Here is a 20,588-nt window from a genome sequence, read left to right as displayed (position 1 = left end):
TCGCCCCGCCACCGCTTTGCGCCGCCGCATCCCGCCACGGCGGCGCGCAACGAACGCGCCCCCGCGGACCCGTGGCATTTTTCCGCGAATTGGTCCCTAATACAACAACGCCGCCGCGACCGTCGCCGCGGCGACGGGAGACAGGGGTGATGCGCGATTTCCAGCGACCCGGCCGTTCGACGGCCTACGCCGAGCGCGGCATGGTGGCAAGCTCCCACCCGCTGGCGACACTCACCGGGCTTGACGTCCTCCGGGCCGGCGGCAACGCCATGGACGCGGCCATCGCCGCGGCGGCGGTGCTGTGCGTGGCCGAACCGCACATGACCGGCATCGGCGGCGACGTCTTCGCCCTGTACGCCCCCGCCGCCGGCGGCGTGCTGGCGCTCAACGGGTCCGGCCGCGCCCCGCAGGCGGCAACCCCGGAGCGCATGGCCGCCCTCGGCGTCGGCTCGATCGGGCCGGACAGCGTGCACGCGGTGACGGTGCCGGGGGCGGTGGACGCGTGGTGCCGGCTGCACGGCGATCACGCCACCCTGCCGCTGGACCTGCTGCTGGAGCCGGCGGCGGCCCTGGCCGAGGACGGCTGCCTGGTGCAGCCCCGCGTCGCCCGCGACTGGGCGGCCGGAGCCGCGCGGCTGTCCCGCCTGCCGGCCACCCGCGCCCTGCTGCTGCCGGGCGGCCGCCCGCCGGCAGAGGGCGACCGCTTCCGCAACCCCGCCCTGGCGGCGACGCTCCGCCGCATCGCCCGGCACGGCCGCGCCGGCTTCTACGACGGGCCGGTGCTGGACGATCTGCTGACCACGCTGCGCGCCTCGGGCGGCCTTCACACCACCGACGATTTCGCGGCGCAGCGGTGCGAGTACGTCACCCCCATCGCCACCACCTACAACGGCTTCACGGTGCACGAGTGCCCGCCCAACGGCCAGGGGCTGGCAGCGCTGATGCTGCTGAACACCCTGGCGGGCACGCCGGCCGACGCGCCGGAGGCGTCGGAGGCGGACCGGGTGCACTGGCTGGCCGAGGCGACCAAGCTGGTCTACGGCGAGCGCGACGCGCTGCTGGGCGACCCGCGGTTCACCCTGGTGCCGGTGGACGCGCTGCTGGGCAGCGCCACCGCGGCGCGGCTGCGCGCCCGCATCGCCGGCGACCGCTCCCTGCCGGACCCGGCGCCGCTGTGCGAGCCGCATCGCGACACCATCTATCTCTGCGTCGTCGACCGCGACCGCAACGCGGTGTCCTTTATCAACTCCCTGTTCGACGCCTTCGGGTCGGCCATCGCGGCGCCGCAGAGCGGCGTTCTCTTCCATTGCCGCGGCCGCGCCTTCCGGACCGAGCCGGGACACCCCAACAGCATCGCGCCGGGCAAGCGGCCGCTGCACACCATCATCCCCGGCATGGTCACCCACAACGGGCGCACGATCATGCCCTTCGGGGTCATGGGCGGGCAGTACCAGGCGGTCGGCCACGCCCAATTCCTGATGGACACGCTGGGCCGCGGCCTCGACCTGCAAGAGGCGGTGGACCGGCCGCGCAGCTTCGTGGAAGACGGGGTGCTGCGGCTGGAGACCGGGCACGACCCGTCGCTGCTGCCGGCACTGCGCGCGCGCGGCCACCGCGTCGAGCGGGCCGCGGGTCCCATCGGCGGCGCCCAGGCCATCCGCGTCGACCATGACCGCGGCATCCTGATCGGCGCCTCCGACCCGCGCAAGGACGGCATGGCGCTGGGGTGGTGAACGGGAACTCTTGGGCGGGCGGGGGCGTTGCAAACCCGGACGGCACGGACCGTTCCCAACCGCCGAAGGAGTTCCCCGACGATGCGCAGCGGACTGACCCTGGCGGCCGGCATGCTGGCCGGTCTGTGGATGGACACCATGCGGCGAACGGCCAACGCCGAAAGCGCCCACCCGCCGCTGGGTTCTTTCGTGGACGCCGGCGGCGTCTGCCTGCACGTTCTGGAGCGCGGCCGGGGCACCCCGGTGGTGCTGGTGCACGGTGCCGGGCTGCTGTCGGACGACATGGCGCTCGCCCTGCTCGACCGGGCCGGCGCGGCCTGGCACACCATCGCTGTCGACCGCCCCGGCCACGGCTACAGCGACCGCCCCCGGGGTGCCGCGTCGCCGCGGGCGCAGGCGCGCCTCCTGCATGACGCCCTGGTCGCCATGAACGTGCGCAAGCCGGTCATCGTCGGCCATTCCCTGGGCGGCGCCGTGGCGCTGGCCTATGCGCTGGAATTCCCCTACGAGACCGGCGGACTGGTGTTCCTGGGCGGCTATGCCTACCCGACCCCGCGGCCCGACTTCGCCCTGTTCGCCGCCCCCGCCGTGCCGGGCGTGGGCCAGGTGCTGAGCCGGACCGTGCTGCAGCCCGTCGACCGGCTGATGCTGCCGGGCCTGATCGAGCGGATATTCGCGCCCAATCCGGTTCCCGACTATTACCGGCTGATGCCGACCGAGCTGATGCTGCGTCCCGTGCAGATCGAATCCTCCGCCGCCGACCTCGCGGCGCTCATCCCCGCCACGACTGAGATGGCGCCCCGCTACGGCGGCATCCGCTGCCCGGTGGCGATCCTGGCGGGCGAGGAGGATCGGATCGTCGATCCCGCCGACCATGCGGTGCGCCTGCACCACGACATTCCCGGCTCTACCCTGCATCTCCTGTCCAGCACCGGGCACATGCTGCATCACGTGCGCCCCGATGCGGTGATCGCCGCCATCGAACGGATCGTCCGCGCCGCCGGCATCGACGCGGTGCACGAGCAGGAGTACGGGCGCTGAGCGACCGGTACGGCGGTGCGTCCCGCCCCCGGCGGACGGCATAGGCGGGACGTACGGCCAAGCCCATGGTTAATACTTTGGTTACGGAAAGATCCGTAAGCTGCGGGCGGTTCATCATTCCCTTCCTTTACGAAGGACCGCCCGATGCCCATGTCCGCCGACGTCGATACCATCGAACGCACCTCCATCGTCGCGTACACCCTCCTTAAGGAACTGCACGAGGTGTTGGCCAAGCCCAAGGCCCCCGACGACGTGACGCTGGGCGTTCTCATGGGGCTGGCGATGTTCCTGGACGAGAAGGTCGGGCCGATGCGGGCCAAGCGGCTGATGACCGAGGCGCCGACCATCGTTCTGAAGACCGATGCCCACGTCACCGCCGAACAGATCCATCGCATCCTGCCCATCCTGCGCGCCTTCGGCGATCATCTGAAGGAGATGCCGGCGGTGGCGCAGCGTCCGGTGGACGGCGAGCTGCTCTGAGCGGCGGCGTCGACGGGGCCGTTCCGTCGGTTCCCGCCTCTCCCATCGGTACAGGGGAATAAAGGTCCCGTATCCGACATGATCAGGGGGAGGCGATCGACACCGGACGAGAAGGGACACCGACATGACGACCGCACGACGCATGGCCATCGGGCTCGGAACCGCGAACCTGACGGCCCTGGTGCTGATCGCCGCCGTTTCGGCGAACGACGGGTCCTGGGGCACCGGCTTCCGCTCCCTGCCCCCGGACGCCCTTCCCGTCTCGGAGGTGGCGCGCAAGCTGGAGCACCAGGGGCTGGCGCGCATCTACAAGATCGAGGCGGACGGCAGCACCTACCACGTGCGCGCCGTCGACACCGTCGGCCGTCGCGTGGAGGTCAGCGTCGACCCCCGCAGCGGCATCGTCGTCCGCTGACCCCGGCGCCCACAGTGCGCAAGCGGCGCAGAGGAGTCCATCCGGCAGGCACCGAGCTATGCGGGAAAATGGGTGACGGGTCGATCAGGCGGCGTTCTGTGATGCGGTGTCGGTGACCTCGATGCCGTCGCGGAAGGTGACGCCGCGGATCACCTTGGGCAACAGGTTTTCGCCCCGCAGGCGGCGCCGGGTCTTCGCCGCGGCGGTGATCAGCTTGAACACCATCAGCTTGGCGGTCTCACCTCCGCCTCGATCGCCTGCTCCAGCAGCCGACGGGCGCCGGTTGCGCGGGATGCCGGTCAGCGGGTCGTCGATCTCCTCCGGCTGACGCAGCCGGACAACCTTGCTATCCTCGCTCATGGCGTATCGCTCCCTCGCGGAGGTTCCGGCAGGCTTCGTCACCCGCCTCGATACGCCGCCCTCCTCAGACCGTCATCACCCGGTTTCCCGCATAGCTCTGACCCATTTCATGAGACCTTTGTGACATCATCAGGGTCTCATACCGACGGCATCAGAATGATGCCGTCGGTATGCCCCTATCGATCAATGCAAGGCATTGATCTGTCGGGTTTCACGGCCGGAAACCAATGGAACGGATCTTTTTCCGGCCGTATCACACGGCTACAAAACCTCCATCGACCATCAGCTCCGCTCCACCGACGAAGCTGCTTTCGTCCGATGCCAGAAACATCACCGCCTTCGCGACTTCATGGGTCTCCGCCAGCCTGCCGAACGGGATGGCGCCCTTCATCCACTCCTCAGCGCCATCATTGCTCTGCAGATAGGTCTTCAGTGCCGGGGTCAGAACCATGCCCGGCGAAACCACATTCACCCGAATGCCTCTGCTTTTCAGGTCGGTGGTCCAGGTGCGCGCAAAGGATCGGATAGCGGCCTTCGTGGCGCTGTAGACGGACAGATTGGGGAAGCCTTTGCTTCCCGCGCCAGACCCCGCCAGCACGATGGAGCCGCCAGCGGACATCAGCGGCAGGGCCTTCTGCACGGTATAGACGGTTCCCCTGACGTTGATATCGAACACGCGGTCGAAATGGTCGTCCTCAATGCCGCCGACGGGCGCCGACTCGGATACGCCGGCATTGGCGAAGACCACGTCGACGCGACCGTGATCGCCCCTGATCTGCGCATACAAGCGGTCGAGGTCGGAAGGAGCGCTCACATCCCCCCGAACACCAACAACACCATTGCCGATGTCGACGAGTGCGTCCTTGAGGCGCGCTTCATTGCGGCCGGTGATGTAGACGTGGGCACCTTCGGCCGCGAAGGCCTTGGCGGTGGCCAGACCAATGCCATCCGTCCCGCCCGTGATCACCACGACCTTGTCGTTGAATCGCTCTGCCATGCTTTTCCCGTTTCCATTAACCGGAGGATTGCTCCACTTTATATACGGAGGTATCCTCCGCTTGGCAAGCCGGTAACGAGGGGATTGTTTTGAACGATGACGCCCCATTGCGGGCCGATGCCCGGCGGAACCGGGAACGCATTCTCGCGGCGGCTGAGGACGTGTTTCTGGAGCGAGGAGCCAACGCCGCTCTGGAGGAGGTGGCAAAACGTGCCGGCGTTGGCATCGGGACGCTCTATCGGCGATTCCCGACCCGCGAGGATCTTCTCGCGGCGACTTACAGCGCCCGGTTCCTGACATTCGCGGAGACCAGCCGATCTCGGGATGCCGAGCTCGATCCCCTGAGCGCCATGCGCGTCTATCTGGAAGAGCTGGTGCAACACACCAATGTCTATCGCGGCCTTGCCGCATCGCTCGGAACGGTCCTACAGGTCGGGACGCCCGGATGTGTCGCTACCGGCGAAGAGGGTGTCCGCCTCCTGCGCCGAGCGCAAAAGGCGGGCGTGATTCGATTTGATATCGATTTCAACGATATTGTATGCATAGCGACCGCGATCTCGCTCGCGACCGAGCAGGACAACTCGAAAGTTCGCATCGCCCATTTGGTGAGCGTGTTTATGAATGGGATCGGCATCCGTTGACGTTCCCGAGAAAAAACCGGTTCACGAAACCGGGACCACATTGCCGGGTGTTTCAAGGCCAGCTTTCGCCAGGGACACCCCAACAGTCAGTCTGCTCGCGGCCCCGAAGGTCTCCGCGCCGGTTTCGTTACGCATTCCGAGCAAAATCCAGGGTGTCATGCCGGCCACCGGATAGGGCGCGGCAGCGGCACCGCGTCCGGGTCATAGCGCCGGTCGGGCGGCGCTTGACCGGGGGGCGGATTGGGCCGATGCTGATGGCGAAGTCCGTTTCATCGGATGATCGGCAGCGGGCATGGACTGGCTTACGGCATTCTCCGTCGTGGCGCTCATGGCCGGCGTGACCATCAGCACGGTGGTGCTGGTGGCCGTCGGGTCGATCCGGCGCACCCTGAACGAGGGAACGCTGCGCCAGTCGCAGCAGATCCGGCGCCTGAGCGAAGCCGTCGCCGCCCTGAACCATCAGAACCAGGTTGCCCAGACCCGCATCCAGGCGCTGACCGAGGCCAACCGCCGTCTCTCCGACGATCTCGCCGCCCTGGGCGAGCGCGTGGCCGAGCGTGACGCCGACCGGACCGCCGCCGGCATCCAGCGCCTGCTCCATTGATCCCCACCCCTTCGACGGTTTCCCGCCCATGACCCTGCCCCCGCCGGTCGACGGTTCGGCCGAACGCACACGCTGGTCGGCGGCCGCCGGTCACTGGGACCGCTGGGCCGATCCCATGGCCGAACTGGCGGATAAGCTGAACCGGCCGCTGCTCGACGCCGCCGGGGCCGCTCCCGGCCACCGCATCCTCGACCTGGCGTCGGGCGCCGGGGAGCCCGCCCTGTCGGCGGCGCGGCGCGCCGGTCCGGACGGGCTGGTCGTCGGCACCGACCTGGTCCCCGCCATGCTGGCCGGGGCGGTGCGCCGTGCCGCCGACGCCACCCCCGCACCGGCCTTCCTGGCGGCGGACATGCTGCACCTGCCCTTTCCGGACGGCCTGTTCGACGCGGTCACCTGCCGCTTCGGCCTGATGTTCGTTCCCGACGCCGTCGGCGCCCTGGCCGAGGCGCGCCGCGTGCTGAAGCCCGGCGGGCGGCTGGCGATGATGGTGTGGGGGCCACGGGCCGACAACGCCCTGTTCGATCTGGTCGGCACGGTGGTGGAGGAGCGGCTGGGCCCCGATCCGGTGCACCGGCTCGACGCCCTCTTCCGCTTCGCCGCACCGGGCAGCCTCACCGCCGCGCTGGAACGGGCCGGCTTCGCCGACGCGGGGGAAACGGCGCTGACGCCGGTGCGCCGGGCGCCGCGCGGCCAGCCGGTGTGGCAGGCGACGCTGGCCATGACCTTCGGCCCCCGCATCGCCCCGCTGACCGAAGTGGAGCGCGCCGCCCTGGACGCCGCCCTGGCCGACCGCTTCACCGCCCGCGCCGAAGGGGACACGGTGCCGCTGCCGGCCCATGTGCGCATCGGCACCGGACGGCGGGAGTAAGGCGGAAATCGCGGGCGGCGGGAGTCTCACGCCCGCAGCTTGAAACGGCCCACCAGCCGGTCCAGGTCGGTGGCCAGGCGGCCGAGTTCGCCGGCCGCCGCCGCCGTTTCGGTGGCACCGCCGGCGGTGTCCCGCGCGACGCCGGCCAGGAAATCCACTGACTCCTTGACGATCCGCGCCTGAGCCGAGGTCTGGGCGGTGTCCTTGGCCACCTCCCTGGCGGCACCGGCGACGCGGGCGACGTTGCGGCCGATTTCCGACGTGGCAGCGCTCTGCTGGTCGACTTCGTGGGCGATCGAGGCGGCGATGGCGTCGATCTGCCCGATCACCTCGTTGATCGATGTGAGGGCCCCGGCCACCCGCTCCATCATGCGCGCGACCTCGTCGATGGAGGCGACGCTGCGATCCGTCTGCTCCCGGGTCGTGGTGATCTTGCGCTCGATCTCCTCCGTGGCCTTTGCGGACTGGGTGGCGAGGCTCTTGACTTCGCCCGCCACCACCGCGAAGCCCTTGCCGGCCTCGCCGGCGCGCGCCGCCTCGATGGTGGCGTTGAGCGCCAGCAGGTTGGTTTGCGCGGCGATGTCGGAAATCACCTTGATGACCGCGCCGATCTCGCCCGACGCCCGGGCCATCTCGCGGATGTTGTCCACCGCCTGGCGGATGGCTCCGTCCGCTCCGTCGAGAACGGACCGCGCCTGCTCGGCCGCCGCCGCCGCGCTGTGGGACACCCTGGCGCTGTCGGTGGCGTGGCGCGCCACCTCTGAGATGGACGCCCCCATCTCCTCCGCCGCCGCGGCGACCGCTTCGGCGTTGGCCGCCAGTTCCTCGGCGATGGAGGACAGGTCGTCGACGGCGCCGGCTACGCTGTTGACCGCCCGGGTGATGCTCTCGGCCCGTTCGTTCATGCGCTCGGCGTTGCGGCTCATGTCACCGGCCGAGGCGTTCAGCTCCACCGACGCCGAGGCGACGGAGGCGCTGGCCTCGCCGACGCGGGCGATGCTGGCGCGCAAGGTGCCGATCAGCCCGTTGAAGTCGCGCGCCATGGTGGCCAGTTCGTCACGGCCGTCGACACGCGCCTCGCCGGTGAGATCACCGGTGCCGGCCGCGGCGATCACCGCCTGCATACGGGGAATCGGCCGGACGATCGCCCGCCCGATCAACAGCGTGGCGATGACGCCGGCGATCATCACGGCCAGCGATGCGCCGATCAGTTCCCGCGCCACTTCGGCGAAAGCGGCATCCACGTCGTCGATGTAGATCCCCGTCGCCACCACCCAGCCCCACGGCGCGAACGTGCGCACGTAACTGAGTTTGGGCATCGGCGTCTTGTCGGGATCGCCGGGCTTGGGCCAGGCGTAGGCGGCGAAGCCGCCCTGCGGGTTTGCCCGGGCGGCGTCCAGCATGGCGCGGATGAAGTGGACGCCGTTGGGATCGGTGACCCCGGTCAGGTCGCGCCCCACCAGCTTCGCATCGGCCCCGTGCCCCAGCACGATGCCGGCCCGGTCCAGGACGAAGAAGTATTCCTGACCGCTGTAGCGCAGCGCGCCCAGCGCCGCCAGAGCCGCCGCCCTGGCCTCCGCCTCGGGCATGCGGCCGCCGCGGGCTTCCGCCTCGTAATGGCTGATGAGGGTGGAGCCCACCTCCACCAGGTTGCGCACCTTGGCCTCGCGATCGGCCATCATCTGGCCGTGCAGGGTGGCAAGGGCCATGGCCACGATCACCGACAGGCCGATCAGGCTGACACCGAGGATCAGCCCGATCCTGGCCTTGATGCTGAGACGTCCGAACATCCGGTTCTCCCCTGACGGTTCGCCACGGGACCGATGATTCGCCTTCAATGCTTAAGATTATCCTTGCGCGTGACGGGCAACGTTATGACCTGCCGCATGGCCGGTCTGCGTCAGCAATGATGCATCCGCCGGCCAACCGTGGTAGTTGGGGTGTCCCTCACCACGACCGCATCGCAGATCACGCGCATGTCCGAATCCGGCTCCGAATTCATCCTCACCATCTCGTGCCCCGATACCGTCGGCATCGTCTTCGCCGTGTCGGGCTTTCTGGCCGAGCGGAACTGCAATATCTTCGACAGCGCGCAGTTCGGCGACCGGAGCAGCGGCCTGTTCTTCCTGCGCGTGCATTTCGCCCGCGGCGAAGGAGCCCCGGACCAGGTGGCGCTGGAAGCGGCCTTCGCCGAGACCGTGGGCAGGCCGTTCCGCATGACCTGGAAACTGCACGACGCCACCCGGCGCCAGCGGGTGCTGATCATGGTGTCGAAGTTCGGCCACTGCCTGAACGACCTGCTGTATCGCTACCGTATCGGCTACCTGCCCATCGAAATCCCGGCCATCGTGTCCAACCACCGGGACTTCTACCAACTCGCCGCCTGGCACAACGTGCCCTTCCACTATCTGCCGGTGACCCCCGACACCAAGGCGCAGCAGGAAGAGCGGCTGTGGGAGATCGTGGAGCAGGAGAAGATCGACCTGGTGGTGCTGGCCCGCTACATGCAGGTTCTGTCACCCGGCCTGTGCGACAAGCTGGCGGGTCGGGCGATCAACATCCACCATTCCTTCCTGCCCAGCTTCCGCGGCGCCAAGCCCTACCAGCAGGCCCACGACCGCGGCGTCAAGCTGATCGGCGCCACCGCCCACTACGTCACCGCCGGGCTGGACGAAGGACCGATCATCGAGCAGGAGGTGGAGCGGGTGGACCATTCCATGACCGGCGAGGATTTCGTCGCCATCGGCCGCGACATTGAGAACGTCGTGCTGGCCCGCGCGGTCAAGTACCACGTGGAGCACCGGGTGCTGCTGAACGGCAACAAGACGGTGGTCTTCCGCTGAGCCCCCGAGGCTGAATCCCAAAGAAAGCGCCCCCCGACCGATTCCGGTCGCGGGGGCGGCCTCACGACGGCCGGACGCCGCAGAAAAGCGGAATCAGGCCTCGGGTGGGAAGTGTTCGAGTTCGCGGCGCAGCGTCATGGCCTTCTGGCGGAGCGCGGTCAATTTGCCGAGATCGGGAGCCGGACGGCGCCCTTCCTCCTCCAGCCGCTCTTCCACCTCACGCTGCTCCTGCCGGATGATGTTGAACAACACGTTCTTCAACATCGCAACCTCCCGAGCTGGTTGCATCAATTTTACTACGAGTCGAGCGATTATTCAAGGAAGCGCTCCGCAGAGTCCATTCCTCTTCCGACTCTGTCCCTGAGAACAGCGTTTCCAAATTTTAACCACAAGTCATAGGGGCGGTACGCTTGAAAATGTCGCCGGGCACTCCCATTGGTTACCCCATCCGTTCGCAGATGCGATGGTGGCGTCGGGACGGTGCGGACCTGCTCCGGTGGCGGGTGGAACCTGCGTGCATCACCCTTGGATAAAGTGATGAGACGACGAGAAACCCATTGCATTCCGGACACAGGCGTGACTTTTTCGCGCCGCCCGCTGTCGCAGCGGGATGCGGGACAGGGGGTTGATGTGTCGGGGTGGTGGCGTCAGTGGGCGGTGGTCGCAGTGGCCGTGATGGCCGTGGCGGGGGCCGGCTGTGCGCCGATCGCCATCGGCGGGGCCGCGGTGGGGGCCGGGGTGGCCGCGTCCCAGGACCGCGGTCTGGGCGGCTTCATCTCCGACGCGGAGATCCAGGCGCAGATCAATCACCTGTGGTTCCAGCATTCGATGGACCTGCACCGCCGCCTCGACATGACCGTGGACAACGGCCGGGTCCTGCTGCTCGGGCGCGCCAGCGATGCGCAGATGCGCCTGGACGCGGTCCGCCTCGCCTGGCAGGTCCGCGGCGTCCGGGAGGTCATCAACGAGATCCAGATCGACACCGCGTCGGGCATGCTCGACAGCGCCCGCGACACCTGGATCTCCACGCAACTGCGCGGCAAGCTGACCTTCGACGGCGCCATCCGGTCGCAGAACTACTCCATCGATACCGTGAACGGCGTGGTCTACCTGATGGGCGTCGCCCGCAACCAGGAGGAACTGGACCGGGTCGTCGACCATGCCCGCCGCCTGCCCTACGTTCAGCGAGTCGTCAGCCACGTCAGTCTCTGAGCGCTCCAGACCATCCTTCGCCCCGAAGGCCGGAAGACCCGCAATGGCCCCACTGCGCACCGCCCTGTTCCGCTCGGCCCGCCGCTGGATCGCCGCCCTGGCGGTGGCGGTGCTGGTCGCGGCGCTGCCCGGCGGCGCGGCGGTCGCCGCCGACCCCGGTGCGGCCAACCGCCTGTTCGTGCAGGCCATGCAGATCATCCGGCAGGCGGACAACACCCTCGACATGGCCGAGGAAAGCCGGCTGCTGAAGGACGCGGACAAGCTGCTGAGCGAGATCGTCACCAAGTACCCGGAAAGCGACCTGGCGGTGCAGCTCGTCACCAACCAGTTCGTCGGCGATTTCGATTTCTACGAGTTCCGCACGCGCATCAACGCCCTGGTGTGCAATGAGCCGCTGTCGTCGCTGTGCTTCCTGCACCGCATCGGCGACATGCTGCCGCCGGTGGAGACGCCGATCACCGCCGCGCGCTGGGACTGGCTGTCGCTGGCCGTCGCCTACGACCTGCTGGGAGACGGCGGACGCGCCCGCGAGATCGTGGCCCCCTTCGTCAGCGCCGTGCGCCGCGGCAACACCGCCGCCTCGTCGGGCCAGGACCTGTTCGTGGCGCGCGCCCTGGCTCTGATGGGGCAGACACAGCTGGCCCTCGACATCACCCGCCGGATCGACGACTGCTCGACCCGCATCTACAACCTCGTCGACATCGCCAAGGCGTCCATCTGGCGCGGCGACAGCGGCGGGCTGGCCGGAACCCTGGCCGAAGAGGCCAAGCAGTTCGCGAACGCCCGCGGCTGCGCGTGGGAGCTGGGGCTGGTCGCCCAGGCCCTGCTGCGCGCCGGCAAGGAAGGGCCGGCGCGCACCCTGTTCCTCAACACCGTGGAGACGCAGTTCTCCAAGTTCCGCGAGACGCGGGGCGAGTGCTGCCCGCCCGAACTGGCGGTCGCCGCGTCCGAGCTGGGCGACGCCAACCTGGCGCTCGGCCTGCTGCGTACCGTCCAGGATGAGAACCCCTGGACCGTCCCGGTGGTGCTGGGCCGCCTGTCCCTGCGCGGGGAAAGCGCCGTGGCGCTGGCCTATGCCGAGCAGATCCAGGATACCGACGTGCAGGGCGAGGCGCTGGCCGAACTGGTGGAAGCCGCCGTGCGGCGGGACGACAAGGCCGGCGCACAGGAGGTCATGAAACGCCTGAACGCCCTGGCGGAGGAGCACGCCAGCCGCCGCCCCGGTCTGCTGGCCCAGCGGGCCAAGGCGGAACGGGTGCTGTACGCCGACGGACGCTGGCGCAACAGCTTCCAGCAGGCGCTCAACGCTGCGGAGCGGGCCAGCAACTTCGTGCGCCGCGACGTCGGCGCGCCCTTGCTGGCGGCCCTGGTGCGCATCGAGACCGGCCAGCCCATGCTGGATTGATACGGCCGGAGAATGATCACGTCCGTCGTTTTCCGGCCGTGAAACCCGACCGATCAATCCAAGGCAGAGATCGATGTGAGCGGACCGCCCCGGGGCGGGGCGCAGGCGCAACCGCGACGTCGGAGCGCACCGGCCGTTGTTGATGGGATCACGCGCCCATCAACCCCCGGAGCCGCCATGCCCGATTCACCCCGGTCCACCCGCCCGGCCCCGCCGCCGGAGCCGGTGGCCGTCACCCTGACGGTCAACGGGGCAGAGCGCACCCTGAAGATCGCACCGTGGACCAGTCTGCTCGACGCTCTGCGCCTGCACCTCGATCTCACCGGCACCAAGAAGGGCTGCGACCACGGCCAGTGCGGCGCCTGCACGGTGCTGGTGGACGGCCGGCGGATCAACGCCTGCCTGACGCTGGCGGTGATGCAGGAAGGCCGCAGCGTCACCACCGTGGAGGGGCTGGCGCGGGGCGATGCTCTGCACCCGCTCCAGGAGGCGTTCATCGCCTGCGATGCCCTGCAGTGCGGCTATTGCACGCCGGGCCAGCTCTGCTCGGCCGCCGGCCTGCTGGCCGAGGGCAAGGCGCGCAGCGATGACGACATCCGTGAGCTGATGAGCGGCAACATCTGCCGCTGCGGCGCCTATCCCGGCATCGTCGCCGCCATCCGATCGGTGATGAACCGCCGCGCCACGGACGGAGACGCACCATGAGGCCGTTCCGCTACGCCCGGGCCGCCCATCTGGACGACGCCATCGCCGCCGGAAGTGAGTCCGGGACCGCCTTCGTCGCCGGCGGCACCAACCTGTTCGACCTCATGAAGGCGGACGTCCTGCGGCCCGACACCCTGGTCGACGTCTCGCGCCTGCCGCTGGACACCATCGACGACACGCCCGACGGTGGCCTGCGCCTGGGTGCACTCGCCCGCAACGCCGACACCGCCTACGATCCGCGGGTGCAGAGCCGCTATCCCATGCTGGCCCGGGCCATACTGGCGGGTGCCTCGCCGCAACTGCGCAACATGGCGACCAACGGCGGCAACCTGATGCAGCGCACCCGCTGTTATTACTTCTACGACACCGCGACACCCTGCAACAAACGCGCCCCCGGCAGCGGATGCGGCGCCATCGGCGGCGTCAACCGCATCCACGCCATCCTGGGGGCGAGCCCCTCGTGCATCGCCGTCCACCCCTCGGACCTTTGCGTCGCCCTGGCGGCGCTGGCCGCGACCGTACGGGTCACCGGTCCGGACGGGGAGCGCACCGTTCCCTTCGCCGCGTTCCACCGCCTGCCCGGCGACACGCCCGAACGGGACACGACCCTGGAGCCGGGGGAACTGATCACCGCCATCGACCTGCCACCGCAGGGGTTCGCCGCACACTCCACGTATCTGAAGGTGCGTGACCGCGCCTCCTACGCCTTCGCGCTGGTCTCCGTGGCGGCGGCGCTGGATATCGACGGCGGCACCATCCGCGAGGCCCGCCTCGCCCTGGGCGGCGTCGCCCACAAGCCGTGGCGGGATAGCGGGGCCGAGGCAGCGCTGGCCGGCAAGCCGGCAACCCCGGCCACCTTCGCCGAAGCCGCCGGGATCGTGCTGCGCGATGCCCGCGCCCACGACCACAACGCCTTCAAGATCGGGCTGGCTCGTCGCGCCATCGTGCGTGCGCTGACCGAGGCCGCCGGAGGGAAGCATCCATGATCGCCAAGCCGCGCATTCCCGACCTCCTGCCCGAACCCGGCGGTCCCGTCGGCCGGCCGGTGCCGCGCGTCGACGGCCGGCTCAAGGTCACCGGGGCCGCCCGTTACGCAGCGGAACACCCGGTTCCCGGTCTGCTGCACGGCTATGTGGTCTCCGCCGCCATCGCACGCGGGCGGATCACCGGCATCGACACCGCCGCCGCCCTGGCGGTGCCCGGCGTCATCGAGGTCTTCACCCACCGCAACCGGCCCGATCTCGCCCGGTTCGACCGCACATGGCAGGACGGGGACGCCCCCCGCGGCTCCCCCTTCCGCCCCCTCTGTGACGACGAGGTGCAGTTCTCGCTCCAGCCCGTTGCCCTGGTGGTGGCCGACAGCCCCGAGACCGCGCGCTACGCCGCCCGGCTGGTGGAGGTGACCTACGAGGCGCGGGAGCACCGCACCGACCTGCACGCCCACCGGCACGACAGCTTCACCCCGGGCAAGGCAAAGGGTGGGTTCGAGCCGCCGCCGCCGCCGCGCGGCGACCCCGACCGGGCGCTGGCGCTGGCGGATGTGCGCATCGACGCCCGCTACACCCAGGCGACCGAGCACCACAACCCCATGGAGATGCACGCCACCACCGCGGTCTATCACGATGACGGGACGCTGACCGTCTACGACAAGACGCAAGGGGCGCAGAACACCCGCTCCTACATCTGCAAGGTCTTCGGCCTGCCCGCGTCGGCGGTTCGCGTCCTCAACCCGTTCGTCGGCGGCGCCTTCGGGTCGGGGCTGCGGCCGCAGCACCAGCTTTTCCTGGCGGTAATGGCGGCCACGCAGCTCCGGCGCCCGGTGCGGGTGGAGCTGTCACGGCCGCAGATGTTCAGCTTCGGGCATCGGCCCGAGACCATCCAGCGGGTGGCGCTGGGGGCCCGGCGCGACGGCCGCCTGACCGCCCTGATCCACGAGGCGGTGCAGGAATCCTCCCGCCATGAGACCTATGTGGAGATCGTGGTGAACTGGTCGGGCCAGCAATACCGCTGCGACAACGTCCGGCTGGATTACCGGCTCGTCCGCCTGGACCGCGCCACCCCGCTGGACCAGCGTGCGCCCGGCGCCGCCACCGGCGTGCCCGCCATCGAGATGGCCATGGACGAGCTGGCCTTCGCGCTGGACGTGGACCCCGTCGACCTGCGGCTGCGGAACTACACGGACACCGACCCCAACACCGGCAAGCCCTTTTCCAGCAAGGAATTGCGCGCCTGCTTCGCACAAGGGGCGGAGCGGTTCGGGTGGGCCCGCCGCCGGCCCCGGCCGCGCTCCATGCGCGACGGCCGGGAGCTGATCGGCTGGGGCGTGGCGGCCGGGGTGTGGGACGCCATGCAGGGTCGGGCGACGGCGCGCGCCGTGCTCGGCCTCGACGGGCGGCTGACGGTGTCCAGCGCCACCGCCGACATCGGCACCGGCACCTATACGGTGATGAGCCAGATCGCCGCCGAGGTGCTGGGCCTGCCGGTGGAGGCGGTGACCTTCCGTCTCGGCGACTCGGACCTGCCCACCGCCCCCATCGAGGGCGGCTCGTGGACGGTGTCCACCGTGGGATCGGCGGTCAAGGCGGTGTGCGACCGGGTGCGCGCCCGCCTGTTCGACCTGGCGTCGGCCATGGACGGCGCACCCCTGGGCGGGGCCGGCGCCCGGGACGTCACCTTCGCCGGCGGCCACATCGTGGTCACCGCTGATCCGGTGCGGCGCGTCTCCCTCACCGACGTGATGCGGTCCGGCGGCCTGCCGGCCATCGAGGAGGAGGCGATGTCCCTGCCCTACATGGTCGCGCGCTCGCGTCACACGCTGGGCACCCACAGCGCGGTGTTCGCCGAAGTGCGCGTGGACGAGGACCTCGGCACCGTCCGGGTGACCCGCGTCGTCAGCGCCATCGCCGCCGGGCGCATCATCAATCCGCGCACCGCCGCCAGCCAGATCAGCGGCGCCGTCGTCTGGGGCATCGGCATGGCGCTGGAAGAGGAGACGATCTTCGATCACACGCTGGGCCGCTGCATGAACCACGACCTCGCGGAATACCATGTGCCGGTGAACGCCGACGTGCCGGAGATCGACGTGATCTTCGTGGACGAGCGCGACACCGTGGTGAACCCCCTGGGGGCCAAGGGCGTGGGCGAGATCGGCATCGTCGGCGTTCCCGCCGCCATCGCCAACGCCATCTTCCACGCCACCGGCGTGCGCGTGCGCGACCTGCCGATCACCCTCGACAAGATCCTGATGCGGCAGGAGGAGTAAGCGTCACCGCCCCCGCGGTTGCACTCGCCGATCTGCAACAAAACCTTTACTTGGCCTCGGGCGGCCGCCGCGCCAAGGTGCGGCACCGCAACCGTGGGGGCCCCCGGACATGAGCGCGACGCCGGACAAAACCTACACCGTCCTGTTCCTGTGCGAACACAACTCGGGACGCAGCATCATGGCGGAATGCCTGCTGCGCCGCTGGTCGAACGGGCGGTTCGCCGCCCATTCCGCCGGAAGCCGACCGAGCGGCGCGGTGAGCCCGTACACCCTGCGCATCCTGCAGTCCTTCAACCACAAGACCGACGGGCTGCACTCCAAGAGCTGGGATGTCTACACCGGCCCGGACGCCCCGGCCTTCGACTTCGTGTTCACGCTGTGCGACACCATCGCCGCGGCCTCCTGCCCGGAATGGCCGGGCCGGCCGATGACGGCGCACTGGGGCATCGAGGATCCGTCGGCCACCGACGGCGGCGAGGAGCGCATCCTCAAGGCCTACCGCCGTGCCTATGTGGAGTTGGAGAGCCGCATCAAGATCTTCAGCAGCCTGCGCGTCACCGCGCTCGACCGTCTGGGGCTGCAAAGCCGGTTGAACCAGATCGGCAGCCATCGGGCGGAGCGCGACGAACTGGTCCAGGCCGGCGCCTTCGGGTGACCCGGACATGACGCGCCCCTCCCCCGGTGACGGGCCGGGGGAGGGGCGCCAGCGAACACGAACCGGACGACCCTCTGCCGTCCTGACCATCGGTCCCGTCAGTGCGTCGTCGCGGGGCCGGTCTCACCGGCACCGCCGATCGGGATCTGGCGGACCCGCGCCCTGACCTCGGCAGTCCTGGGCAGGGTGATGGTCAGCACGCCCTTGTCGAACGTGGCGGAGACCTTCTCGGGGTCGACCGTCTCGGGCAGACGGAACGACCGGGTGAAGGAGCCGTAGCTGCGCTCGACCAGGTGATAGCTCTTCGCTTCGTCCTTCTCCTCCTTTTCGGCCCTCTTCTCGCCCTTCACGGTCAGCACGCCGTCCAGCAGCGTCAGCGACACGTCCTTGTCATCCAGGCCGGGCAATTCGGCCGTGATGGTCAGGGCTTCCGCGGTTTCAGTGATGTCGACGTGAGGCATCACCACCGGCGGCGCGGCACCGCGCAACCGGCCGAACGGCTGCCCGAAGGGTGTCAGAGTCCCGAACATGCTGTCGAACATACGGTCCATGCGCTCCCGCATCTCGACGAACGGATCGAAGGTGCGGCGCGGCGCAGGAACGCTGCGCGTGGTGCCGGACTCCACCGGCATCGCGGTTTCGATCTTCTCGGCCATGGCATCCCTCCATCCATGAGGAACGGCGCCGGAAGCGTCGGAAGGGGCGAACCCCTTCGCCCCGTACTATAGCACCACCGGTGCACGCGGGGATGCGGCGCGACAGGGGTGCGGCACCCTGCCGCGGTCACAGCACCTGTTTGGGCAGCGTCAGCAGCTCCGTCCGGATGCGGCCCAGGCTTGGGCGGTTGTGCGGGCCGAAGGCGACGGGGCGGCAGGTGTGCATGGCGGTGATGCCGACGCGGGCCGTCAGCAGGCCGTTGATGACCCCCTGCCCGACGCGCGTGGAGATGGCCGCCGCCAGCGACCCGCCCAGCGCGTCCACCGCCACGTGGTGGGCGCTTTCCGCCACGCCCGCCACGGCGAGGTTGGCGAGCATGCGGCGCAGCAGGCGCAGCGACCCGAAATAGCCGGGCCGCACGCCGTAGAGGGTGGCGATCTCCCGCACCAGCTTCAGATTGCGCCACAGCACCACCGCCAGGTCGATCACCGCGGCGGGCGACAGGGCGGTGGCAATGGCGGTGTCCCGCGATGCGCGCAGGGTGAGCTGGTAGGCGGCCCGGTCCAGGCCGGCCAGCACCTCGCGGTCGATCAGGCGCACCACCTCGGCGTCGTCGTGAGCGTCGGTGATGGCGTCCTTCAGGCGGACCAGCACCGGTTCCAGATCGGGGCGGCCGTCGTAGAGGCGGGCGAGCGCCCCGGCGAAGCGGTCGCCCTCGCCATGGCCGGCCTCGCCCTCCAGCCGGTCGGCGGTGCCGCGCAGCTCCTCGATGCGGCGCAGCCGCCGCAGGCTGCGCAGTTCCCGCAGCAGCATGGCGCCGGCGGACACCACCGCGACCGATACCGCCGCAGCGACCAGGACTCCCAGCGCCAGGCTGGTGGCAAAGGACCGGGCCAGCAGGTCGGCGGTGTCGAACCCCAGCGCCACCGCGACGATGGCCGCCAGCGCCCCGGCCAGCCAGCGCCCGACCCGGCTGCCGCCGGCACCGCGCATGGCGCGCACCGCAGGCAGGCGCTCCACCTCCGGCTCGACGCCGGGAACCGGTTCGGGCGCCTCCTCCTCCACCGGCAGCGGCGCGGACCCGTCAGGGTCCAACTCCATGGGGGCGATCCAGTCGCGGTCGCGGGTGGATTCGGTCATTCCAGGTAATCCCCCAGCAGGAACTGCAGCGCCTGGTCCAGGCGGACGTGCGGCAGGCCGCGGCCGTCCGCCCCCGCCCCGGCCGGCGGCTTGAAGCTCAGGAAGCTGTAAGGACGCTCGCGGCCCGGCGGGAACACCTCGTGCCCCGGCGGGATGTCGCCGGGGAACAGCACCGTCGGCCGGTCGCGCCCGACGGGAATGCCGCGCACGCAGCGGAGCTGCCGGCCCTCGTGTTCGGTGATGACGGTGTCCGTGCATTTCAGCGACGCCAGGGCCATGGTCTCCACCGCCGCCCCCTCGAACCGGATGTGGGAGCGCGCCTCGGCGACGAAACCGTCCAGCAGCGTCTTCAGGTTGCCGTGCTGGCTGGCGGCGATGTGGTCGGCCTTGGTGGCGGCGAACAGCACGCGGTCGATGCGGGTGCCCAGCAGCCAGTCGAGCCAACCGGAACTGCCGTGGCGGAACGGCTCCAGGCTCAGTTGCAGCGCCCGTTTCATGTCCGCCAGGCCGATCGGCCCGGCGTTCAGGGCGCCCAGCACGTCGATCAGCACCACCTGCCGGTCCAGGCGGGCGAAATGCTCGGTGAAGAACCGGCGGACGACGGAGGTCTTGTAGGCGTCGTAGCGTTCCTCCATCAGCGCCCACAGGGAGTGGCGGCCGCGCCGATCGCCGGGCAGCGGGCAGAAGGTCAGCAGCGGCGCGTTCTTCATGTCGCCCGGCTCGACGAAGCGGCCGGGCTGGATCAGGCTCAGCCCCGGCTCGATGCGGCGGCAGGCGTGGAGATAGGCGGTGTAGAGCGCGGCACCGCGGCGGGCGTCCTCCTCCTCCGCCGGAGCGGCCGGGTCGATGGAATCGGCCCAGGCCAGCCAGTCCGCCGACAGCGGTGCCCGGGGCGGATGGCGGGCCATATCCAGGGTCATGGTGCTCCACTGCGCGAAGCTCAGGCGCAGCAACGGCAGGTCGAGCAGCCATTCGCCGGGGTAGTCCACCACCACCAGGTTCAGTGTCGACGCCGTCTGCACCGCCCGGCGCAGGGCCGAGCCCGGCCGGTAGCGGATGGCAAGGCGAAGCTGGCTGATCCCCCGGGTCGGCTGCGGCCAGTCGGGAGCCGGACCGGTGAGGGCCTCCAGGTGCCGCTCGTACTCGAAGCGGGGCACATCCGCGTCGGGCTGGGGCTTCAGCCGCGCCGCCCGGAAGCGCCCCGACGCCATGACATCGAGGAACGGCAGCCGGCCGGCCTTCAGCAGGTTGTCCACCAGCGCGGTGACGAACACCGTCTTGCCGGCACGCCGCAGGCCGGTGACGCCCAGGCGGATTTCCCCTTCCAGCATGCGGCCGGCGGCGTCGCCGAGCTGGTCGAACAGGCGGGTGCCGGCGCCGGTGAGGTCGGTCAGGTCTTGGATTCGCACGGTTCGGCACGCTCCGTCGTGTGGCGGGGGGCGACGCATTCCTTATAGGCGAACCCCGGGATGACGCAACCCGGACGGCATTCGCACGGGCACCCCGGCAATCGTCATCAATCGGCAGTGAAACAAACGCCCAAACCAAATATGATACCTTCGGACCCACA

General features: G+C 69.9%; 20 protein-coding genes and 1 pseudogene. 14 read left to right on the top strand and 7 right to left on the bottom strand.

The genetic code is table 11. The features are described 5' to 3' along the window. The first annotated feature begins 149 nt into the window (after positions 1-149). The 4 genes from G472_RS0104430 (at position 150) to G472_RS0104415 (ending at position 3,669) form a co-directional block, all read left to right on the top strand. On the top strand, positions 150-1,733 hold the full coding sequence (locus G472_RS0104430; protein ID WP_029007408.1) for a gamma-glutamyltransferase family protein: 1,584 nt from the start codon (positions 150-152) through the stop codon (positions 1,731-1,733). 81 nt (positions 1,734-1,814) lie between these two features. After that, complete coding sequence (locus G472_RS31210) at positions 1,815-2,774, top strand: alpha/beta fold hydrolase (RefSeq protein ID WP_051340406.1); 960 nt, start codon at positions 1,815-1,817, stop codon at positions 2,772-2,774. Between the two features lie 144 nt (positions 2,775-2,918). Next, on the top strand, positions 2,919-3,254 hold the full coding sequence (locus G472_RS0104420; RefSeq protein WP_029007407.1) for a hypothetical protein: 336 nt from the start codon (positions 2,919-2,921) through the stop codon (positions 3,252-3,254). A 124-nt stretch (positions 3,255-3,378) separates the two neighbouring features. After that, on the top strand, positions 3,379-3,669 hold the full coding sequence (locus G472_RS0104415; RefSeq protein ID WP_084536437.1) for a PepSY domain-containing protein: 291 nt from the start codon (positions 3,379-3,381) through the stop codon (positions 3,667-3,669). Positions 3,670-3,753: 84 nt separating this feature from the next. Here the strand turns inward: G472_RS0104415 and G472_RS38675 are convergent. Together G472_RS38675 and G472_RS0104405 are read right to left on the bottom strand one after the other, a co-directional pair. After that, positions 3,754-3,906 (bottom strand): annotated as a pseudogene (locus G472_RS38675) (IS256 family transposase); the annotation flags it as partial. 376 nt (positions 3,907-4,282) lie between these two features. Then, entirely contained in the window at positions 4,283-5,026 is a 744-nt protein-coding gene (locus G472_RS0104405; RefSeq protein ID WP_029007404.1) for an SDR family NAD(P)-dependent oxidoreductase, read from the bottom strand. Positions 5,027-5,115: 89 nt separating this feature from the next. On the opposite strand from G472_RS0104405, the gene G472_RS40490 reads away from it, so the two are divergent. The 3 genes from G472_RS40490 to G472_RS0104390 all read left to right on the top strand — a co-directional run bounded on the left by G472_RS40490 (position 5,116) and on the right by G472_RS0104390 (position 7,139). After that, positions 5,116-5,667 (top strand): TetR/AcrR family transcriptional regulator, encoded by a 552-nt coding sequence (locus tag G472_RS40490; protein WP_035691051.1) that lies wholly within the window; start codon positions 5,116-5,118, stop codon positions 5,665-5,667. 292 nt (positions 5,668-5,959) lie between these two features. Next, a complete protein-coding gene (locus G472_RS0104395; RefSeq protein WP_029007402.1) occupies positions 5,960-6,271 on the top strand; it encodes a hypothetical protein in 312 nt (103 codons plus the stop codon). Between the two features lie 28 nt (positions 6,272-6,299). Next, on the top strand, positions 6,300-7,139 hold the full coding sequence (locus G472_RS0104390) for a class I SAM-dependent methyltransferase (RefSeq protein WP_029007401.1): 840 nt from the start codon (positions 6,300-6,302) through the stop codon (positions 7,137-7,139). 26 nt (positions 7,140-7,165) lie between these two features. Here the strand turns inward: G472_RS0104390 and G472_RS0104385 are convergent, their stop codons facing one another. Next, positions 7,166-8,929 (bottom strand): methyl-accepting chemotaxis protein, encoded by a 1,764-nt coding sequence (locus tag G472_RS0104385; protein ID WP_029007400.1) that lies wholly within the window; start codon positions 8,927-8,929, stop codon positions 7,166-7,168. A 186-nt stretch (positions 8,930-9,115) separates the two neighbouring features. Here G472_RS0104385 and purU point away from each other — a divergent pair, with 186 nt between their 5' ends. Next, entirely contained in the window at positions 9,116-9,982 is an 867-nt protein-coding gene (gene purU, locus G472_RS0104380; RefSeq protein WP_029007399.1) for a formyltetrahydrofolate deformylase, read from the top strand. Between the two features lie 93 nt (positions 9,983-10,075). On the opposite strand, the gene G472_RS39390 is transcribed toward purU, so the two are convergent. Then, positions 10,076-10,246, bottom strand: coding sequence for a hypothetical protein (locus tag G472_RS39390; RefSeq protein ID WP_169732775.1), 171 nt, complete (start codon positions 10,244-10,246; stop codon positions 10,076-10,078). 312 nt (positions 10,247-10,558) lie between these two features. On the opposite strand from G472_RS39390, the gene G472_RS0104370 reads away from it, so the two are divergent. The 6 genes from G472_RS0104370 to G472_RS0104345 all read left to right on the top strand — a co-directional run bounded on the left by G472_RS0104370 (position 10,559) and on the right by G472_RS0104345 (position 17,221). After that, positions 10,559-11,194, top strand: a complete 636-nt coding sequence (locus G472_RS0104370) for a BON domain-containing protein (protein WP_245593390.1) — start codon at positions 10,559-10,561, stop codon at positions 11,192-11,194. A gap of 43 nt (positions 11,195-11,237) precedes the next feature. After that, on the top strand, positions 11,238-12,599 hold the full coding sequence (locus G472_RS0104365) for a hypothetical protein (protein ID WP_029007397.1): 1,362 nt from the start codon (positions 11,238-11,240) through the stop codon (positions 12,597-12,599). A gap of 177 nt (positions 12,600-12,776) precedes the next feature. Then, on the top strand, positions 12,777-13,304 hold the full coding sequence (locus tag G472_RS0104360) for a (2Fe-2S)-binding protein (RefSeq protein WP_051340404.1): 528 nt from the start codon (positions 12,777-12,779) through the stop codon (positions 13,302-13,304). After that, positions 13,301-14,290: an FAD binding domain-containing protein gene (locus G472_RS0104355; RefSeq protein ID WP_029007395.1), complete on the top strand. Its 990-nt coding sequence runs from the start codon at positions 13,301-13,303 to the stop codon at positions 14,288-14,290. Before G472_RS0104360 ends, G472_RS0104355 begins: the two co-directional genes overlap by 4 nt. After that, on the top strand, positions 14,287-16,566 hold the full coding sequence (locus G472_RS0104350) for a xanthine dehydrogenase family protein molybdopterin-binding subunit (protein ID WP_051340402.1): 2,280 nt from the start codon (positions 14,287-14,289) through the stop codon (positions 16,564-16,566). Before G472_RS0104355 ends, G472_RS0104350 begins: the two co-directional genes overlap by 4 nt. Before the next feature lie 109 nt (positions 16,567-16,675). Continuing rightward, on the top strand, positions 16,676-17,221 hold the full coding sequence (locus tag G472_RS0104345) for an arsenate reductase ArsC (RefSeq protein WP_029007393.1): 546 nt from the start codon (positions 16,676-16,678) through the stop codon (positions 17,219-17,221). Between the two features lie 98 nt (positions 17,222-17,319). Here the strand turns inward: G472_RS0104345 and G472_RS0104340 are convergent, their stop codons facing one another. From G472_RS0104340 to G472_RS0104330, 3 genes are all read right to left on the bottom strand, one after another. After that, positions 17,320-17,877, bottom strand: coding sequence for an Hsp20/alpha crystallin family protein (locus G472_RS0104340; RefSeq protein ID WP_029007392.1), 558 nt, complete (start codon positions 17,875-17,877; stop codon positions 17,320-17,322). Positions 17,878-18,004: 127 nt separating this feature from the next. Next, complete coding sequence (locus tag G472_RS0104335) at positions 18,005-19,018, bottom strand: TIGR01620 family protein (RefSeq protein ID WP_029007391.1); 1,014 nt, start codon at positions 19,016-19,018, stop codon at positions 18,005-18,007. After that, a complete protein-coding gene (locus tag G472_RS0104330; protein ID WP_029007390.1) occupies positions 19,015-20,427 on the bottom strand; it encodes a YcjX family GTP-binding protein in 1,413 nt (470 codons plus the stop codon). The genes G472_RS0104335 and G472_RS0104330 overlap by 4 nt, the downstream gene beginning before the upstream one ends. Between the last annotated feature and the right edge of the window lie 161 nt (positions 20,428-20,588).

The organism is Azospirillum halopraeferens DSM 3675 (assembly GCF_000429625.1).
GTDB classification, from domain to species: Bacteria; Pseudomonadota; Alphaproteobacteria; order Azospirillales; family Azospirillaceae; genus Azospirillum; species Azospirillum halopraeferens.
The sequence above is the reverse complement of the archived record's forward strand: the minus strand, read 5'-3'. Positions and strand labels throughout refer to the sequence as shown.

What these genes read in the sequence shown, in the direction of transcription:
- G472_RS0104360 (WP_051340404.1), top strand. Translation starts at nt 12,777, where the DNA reads ATGCCCGATTCACCCCGGTCCACCCGCCCGGCCCCGCCGCCGGAGCCG.
- G472_RS0104350 (WP_051340402.1), top strand. Translation starts at nt 14,287, where the DNA reads ATGATCGCCAAGCCGCGCATTCCCGACCTCCTGCCCGAACCCGGCGGT.
- G472_RS0104405 (WP_029007404.1), bottom strand. Translation starts at nt 5,026, where the DNA reads ATGGCAGAGCGATTCAACGACAAGGTCGTGGTGATCACGGGCGGGACG.
- G472_RS0104430 (WP_029007408.1), top strand. Translation starts at nt 150, where the DNA reads ATGCGCGATTTCCAGCGACCCGGCCGTTCGACGGCCTACGCCGAGCGC.
- G472_RS0104390 (WP_029007401.1), top strand. Translation starts at nt 6,300, where the DNA reads ATGACCCTGCCCCCGCCGGTCGACGGTTCGGCCGAACGCACACGCTGG.
- G472_RS0104355 (WP_029007395.1), top strand. Translation starts at nt 13,301, where the DNA reads ATGAGGCCGTTCCGCTACGCCCGGGCCGCCCATCTGGACGACGCCATC.
- G472_RS31210 (WP_051340406.1), top strand. Translation starts at nt 1,815, where the DNA reads ATGCGCAGCGGACTGACCCTGGCGGCCGGCATGCTGGCCGGTCTGTGG.
- G472_RS0104385 (WP_029007400.1), bottom strand. Translation starts at nt 8,929, where the DNA reads ATGTTCGGACGTCTCAGCATCAAGGCCAGGATCGGGCTGATCCTCGGT.
- G472_RS0104365 (WP_029007397.1), top strand. Translation starts at nt 11,238, where the DNA reads ATGGCCCCACTGCGCACCGCCCTGTTCCGCTCGGCCCGCCGCTGGATC.
- purU (WP_029007399.1), top strand. Translation starts at nt 9,116, where the DNA reads ATGTCCGAATCCGGCTCCGAATTCATCCTCACCATCTCGTGCCCCGAT.
- G472_RS0104395 (WP_029007402.1), top strand. Translation starts at nt 5,960, where the DNA reads ATGGACTGGCTTACGGCATTCTCCGTCGTGGCGCTCATGGCCGGCGTG.
- G472_RS39390 (WP_169732775.1), bottom strand. Translation starts at nt 10,246, where the DNA reads ATGTTGAAGAACGTGTTGTTCAACATCATCCGGCAGGAGCAGCGTGAG.
- G472_RS0104345 (WP_029007393.1), top strand. Translation starts at nt 16,676, where the DNA reads ATGAGCGCGACGCCGGACAAAACCTACACCGTCCTGTTCCTGTGCGAA.
- G472_RS0104340 (WP_029007392.1), bottom strand. Translation starts at nt 17,877, where the DNA reads ATGGCCGAGAAGATCGAAACCGCGATGCCGGTGGAGTCCGGCACCACG.
- G472_RS0104420 (WP_029007407.1), top strand. Translation starts at nt 2,919, where the DNA reads ATGCCCATGTCCGCCGACGTCGATACCATCGAACGCACCTCCATCGTC.
- G472_RS0104415 (WP_084536437.1), top strand. Translation starts at nt 3,379, where the DNA reads ATGACGACCGCACGACGCATGGCCATCGGGCTCGGAACCGCGAACCTG.
- G472_RS0104335 (WP_029007391.1), bottom strand. Translation starts at nt 19,018, where the DNA reads ATGACCGAATCCACCCGCGACCGCGACTGGATCGCCCCCATGGAGTTG.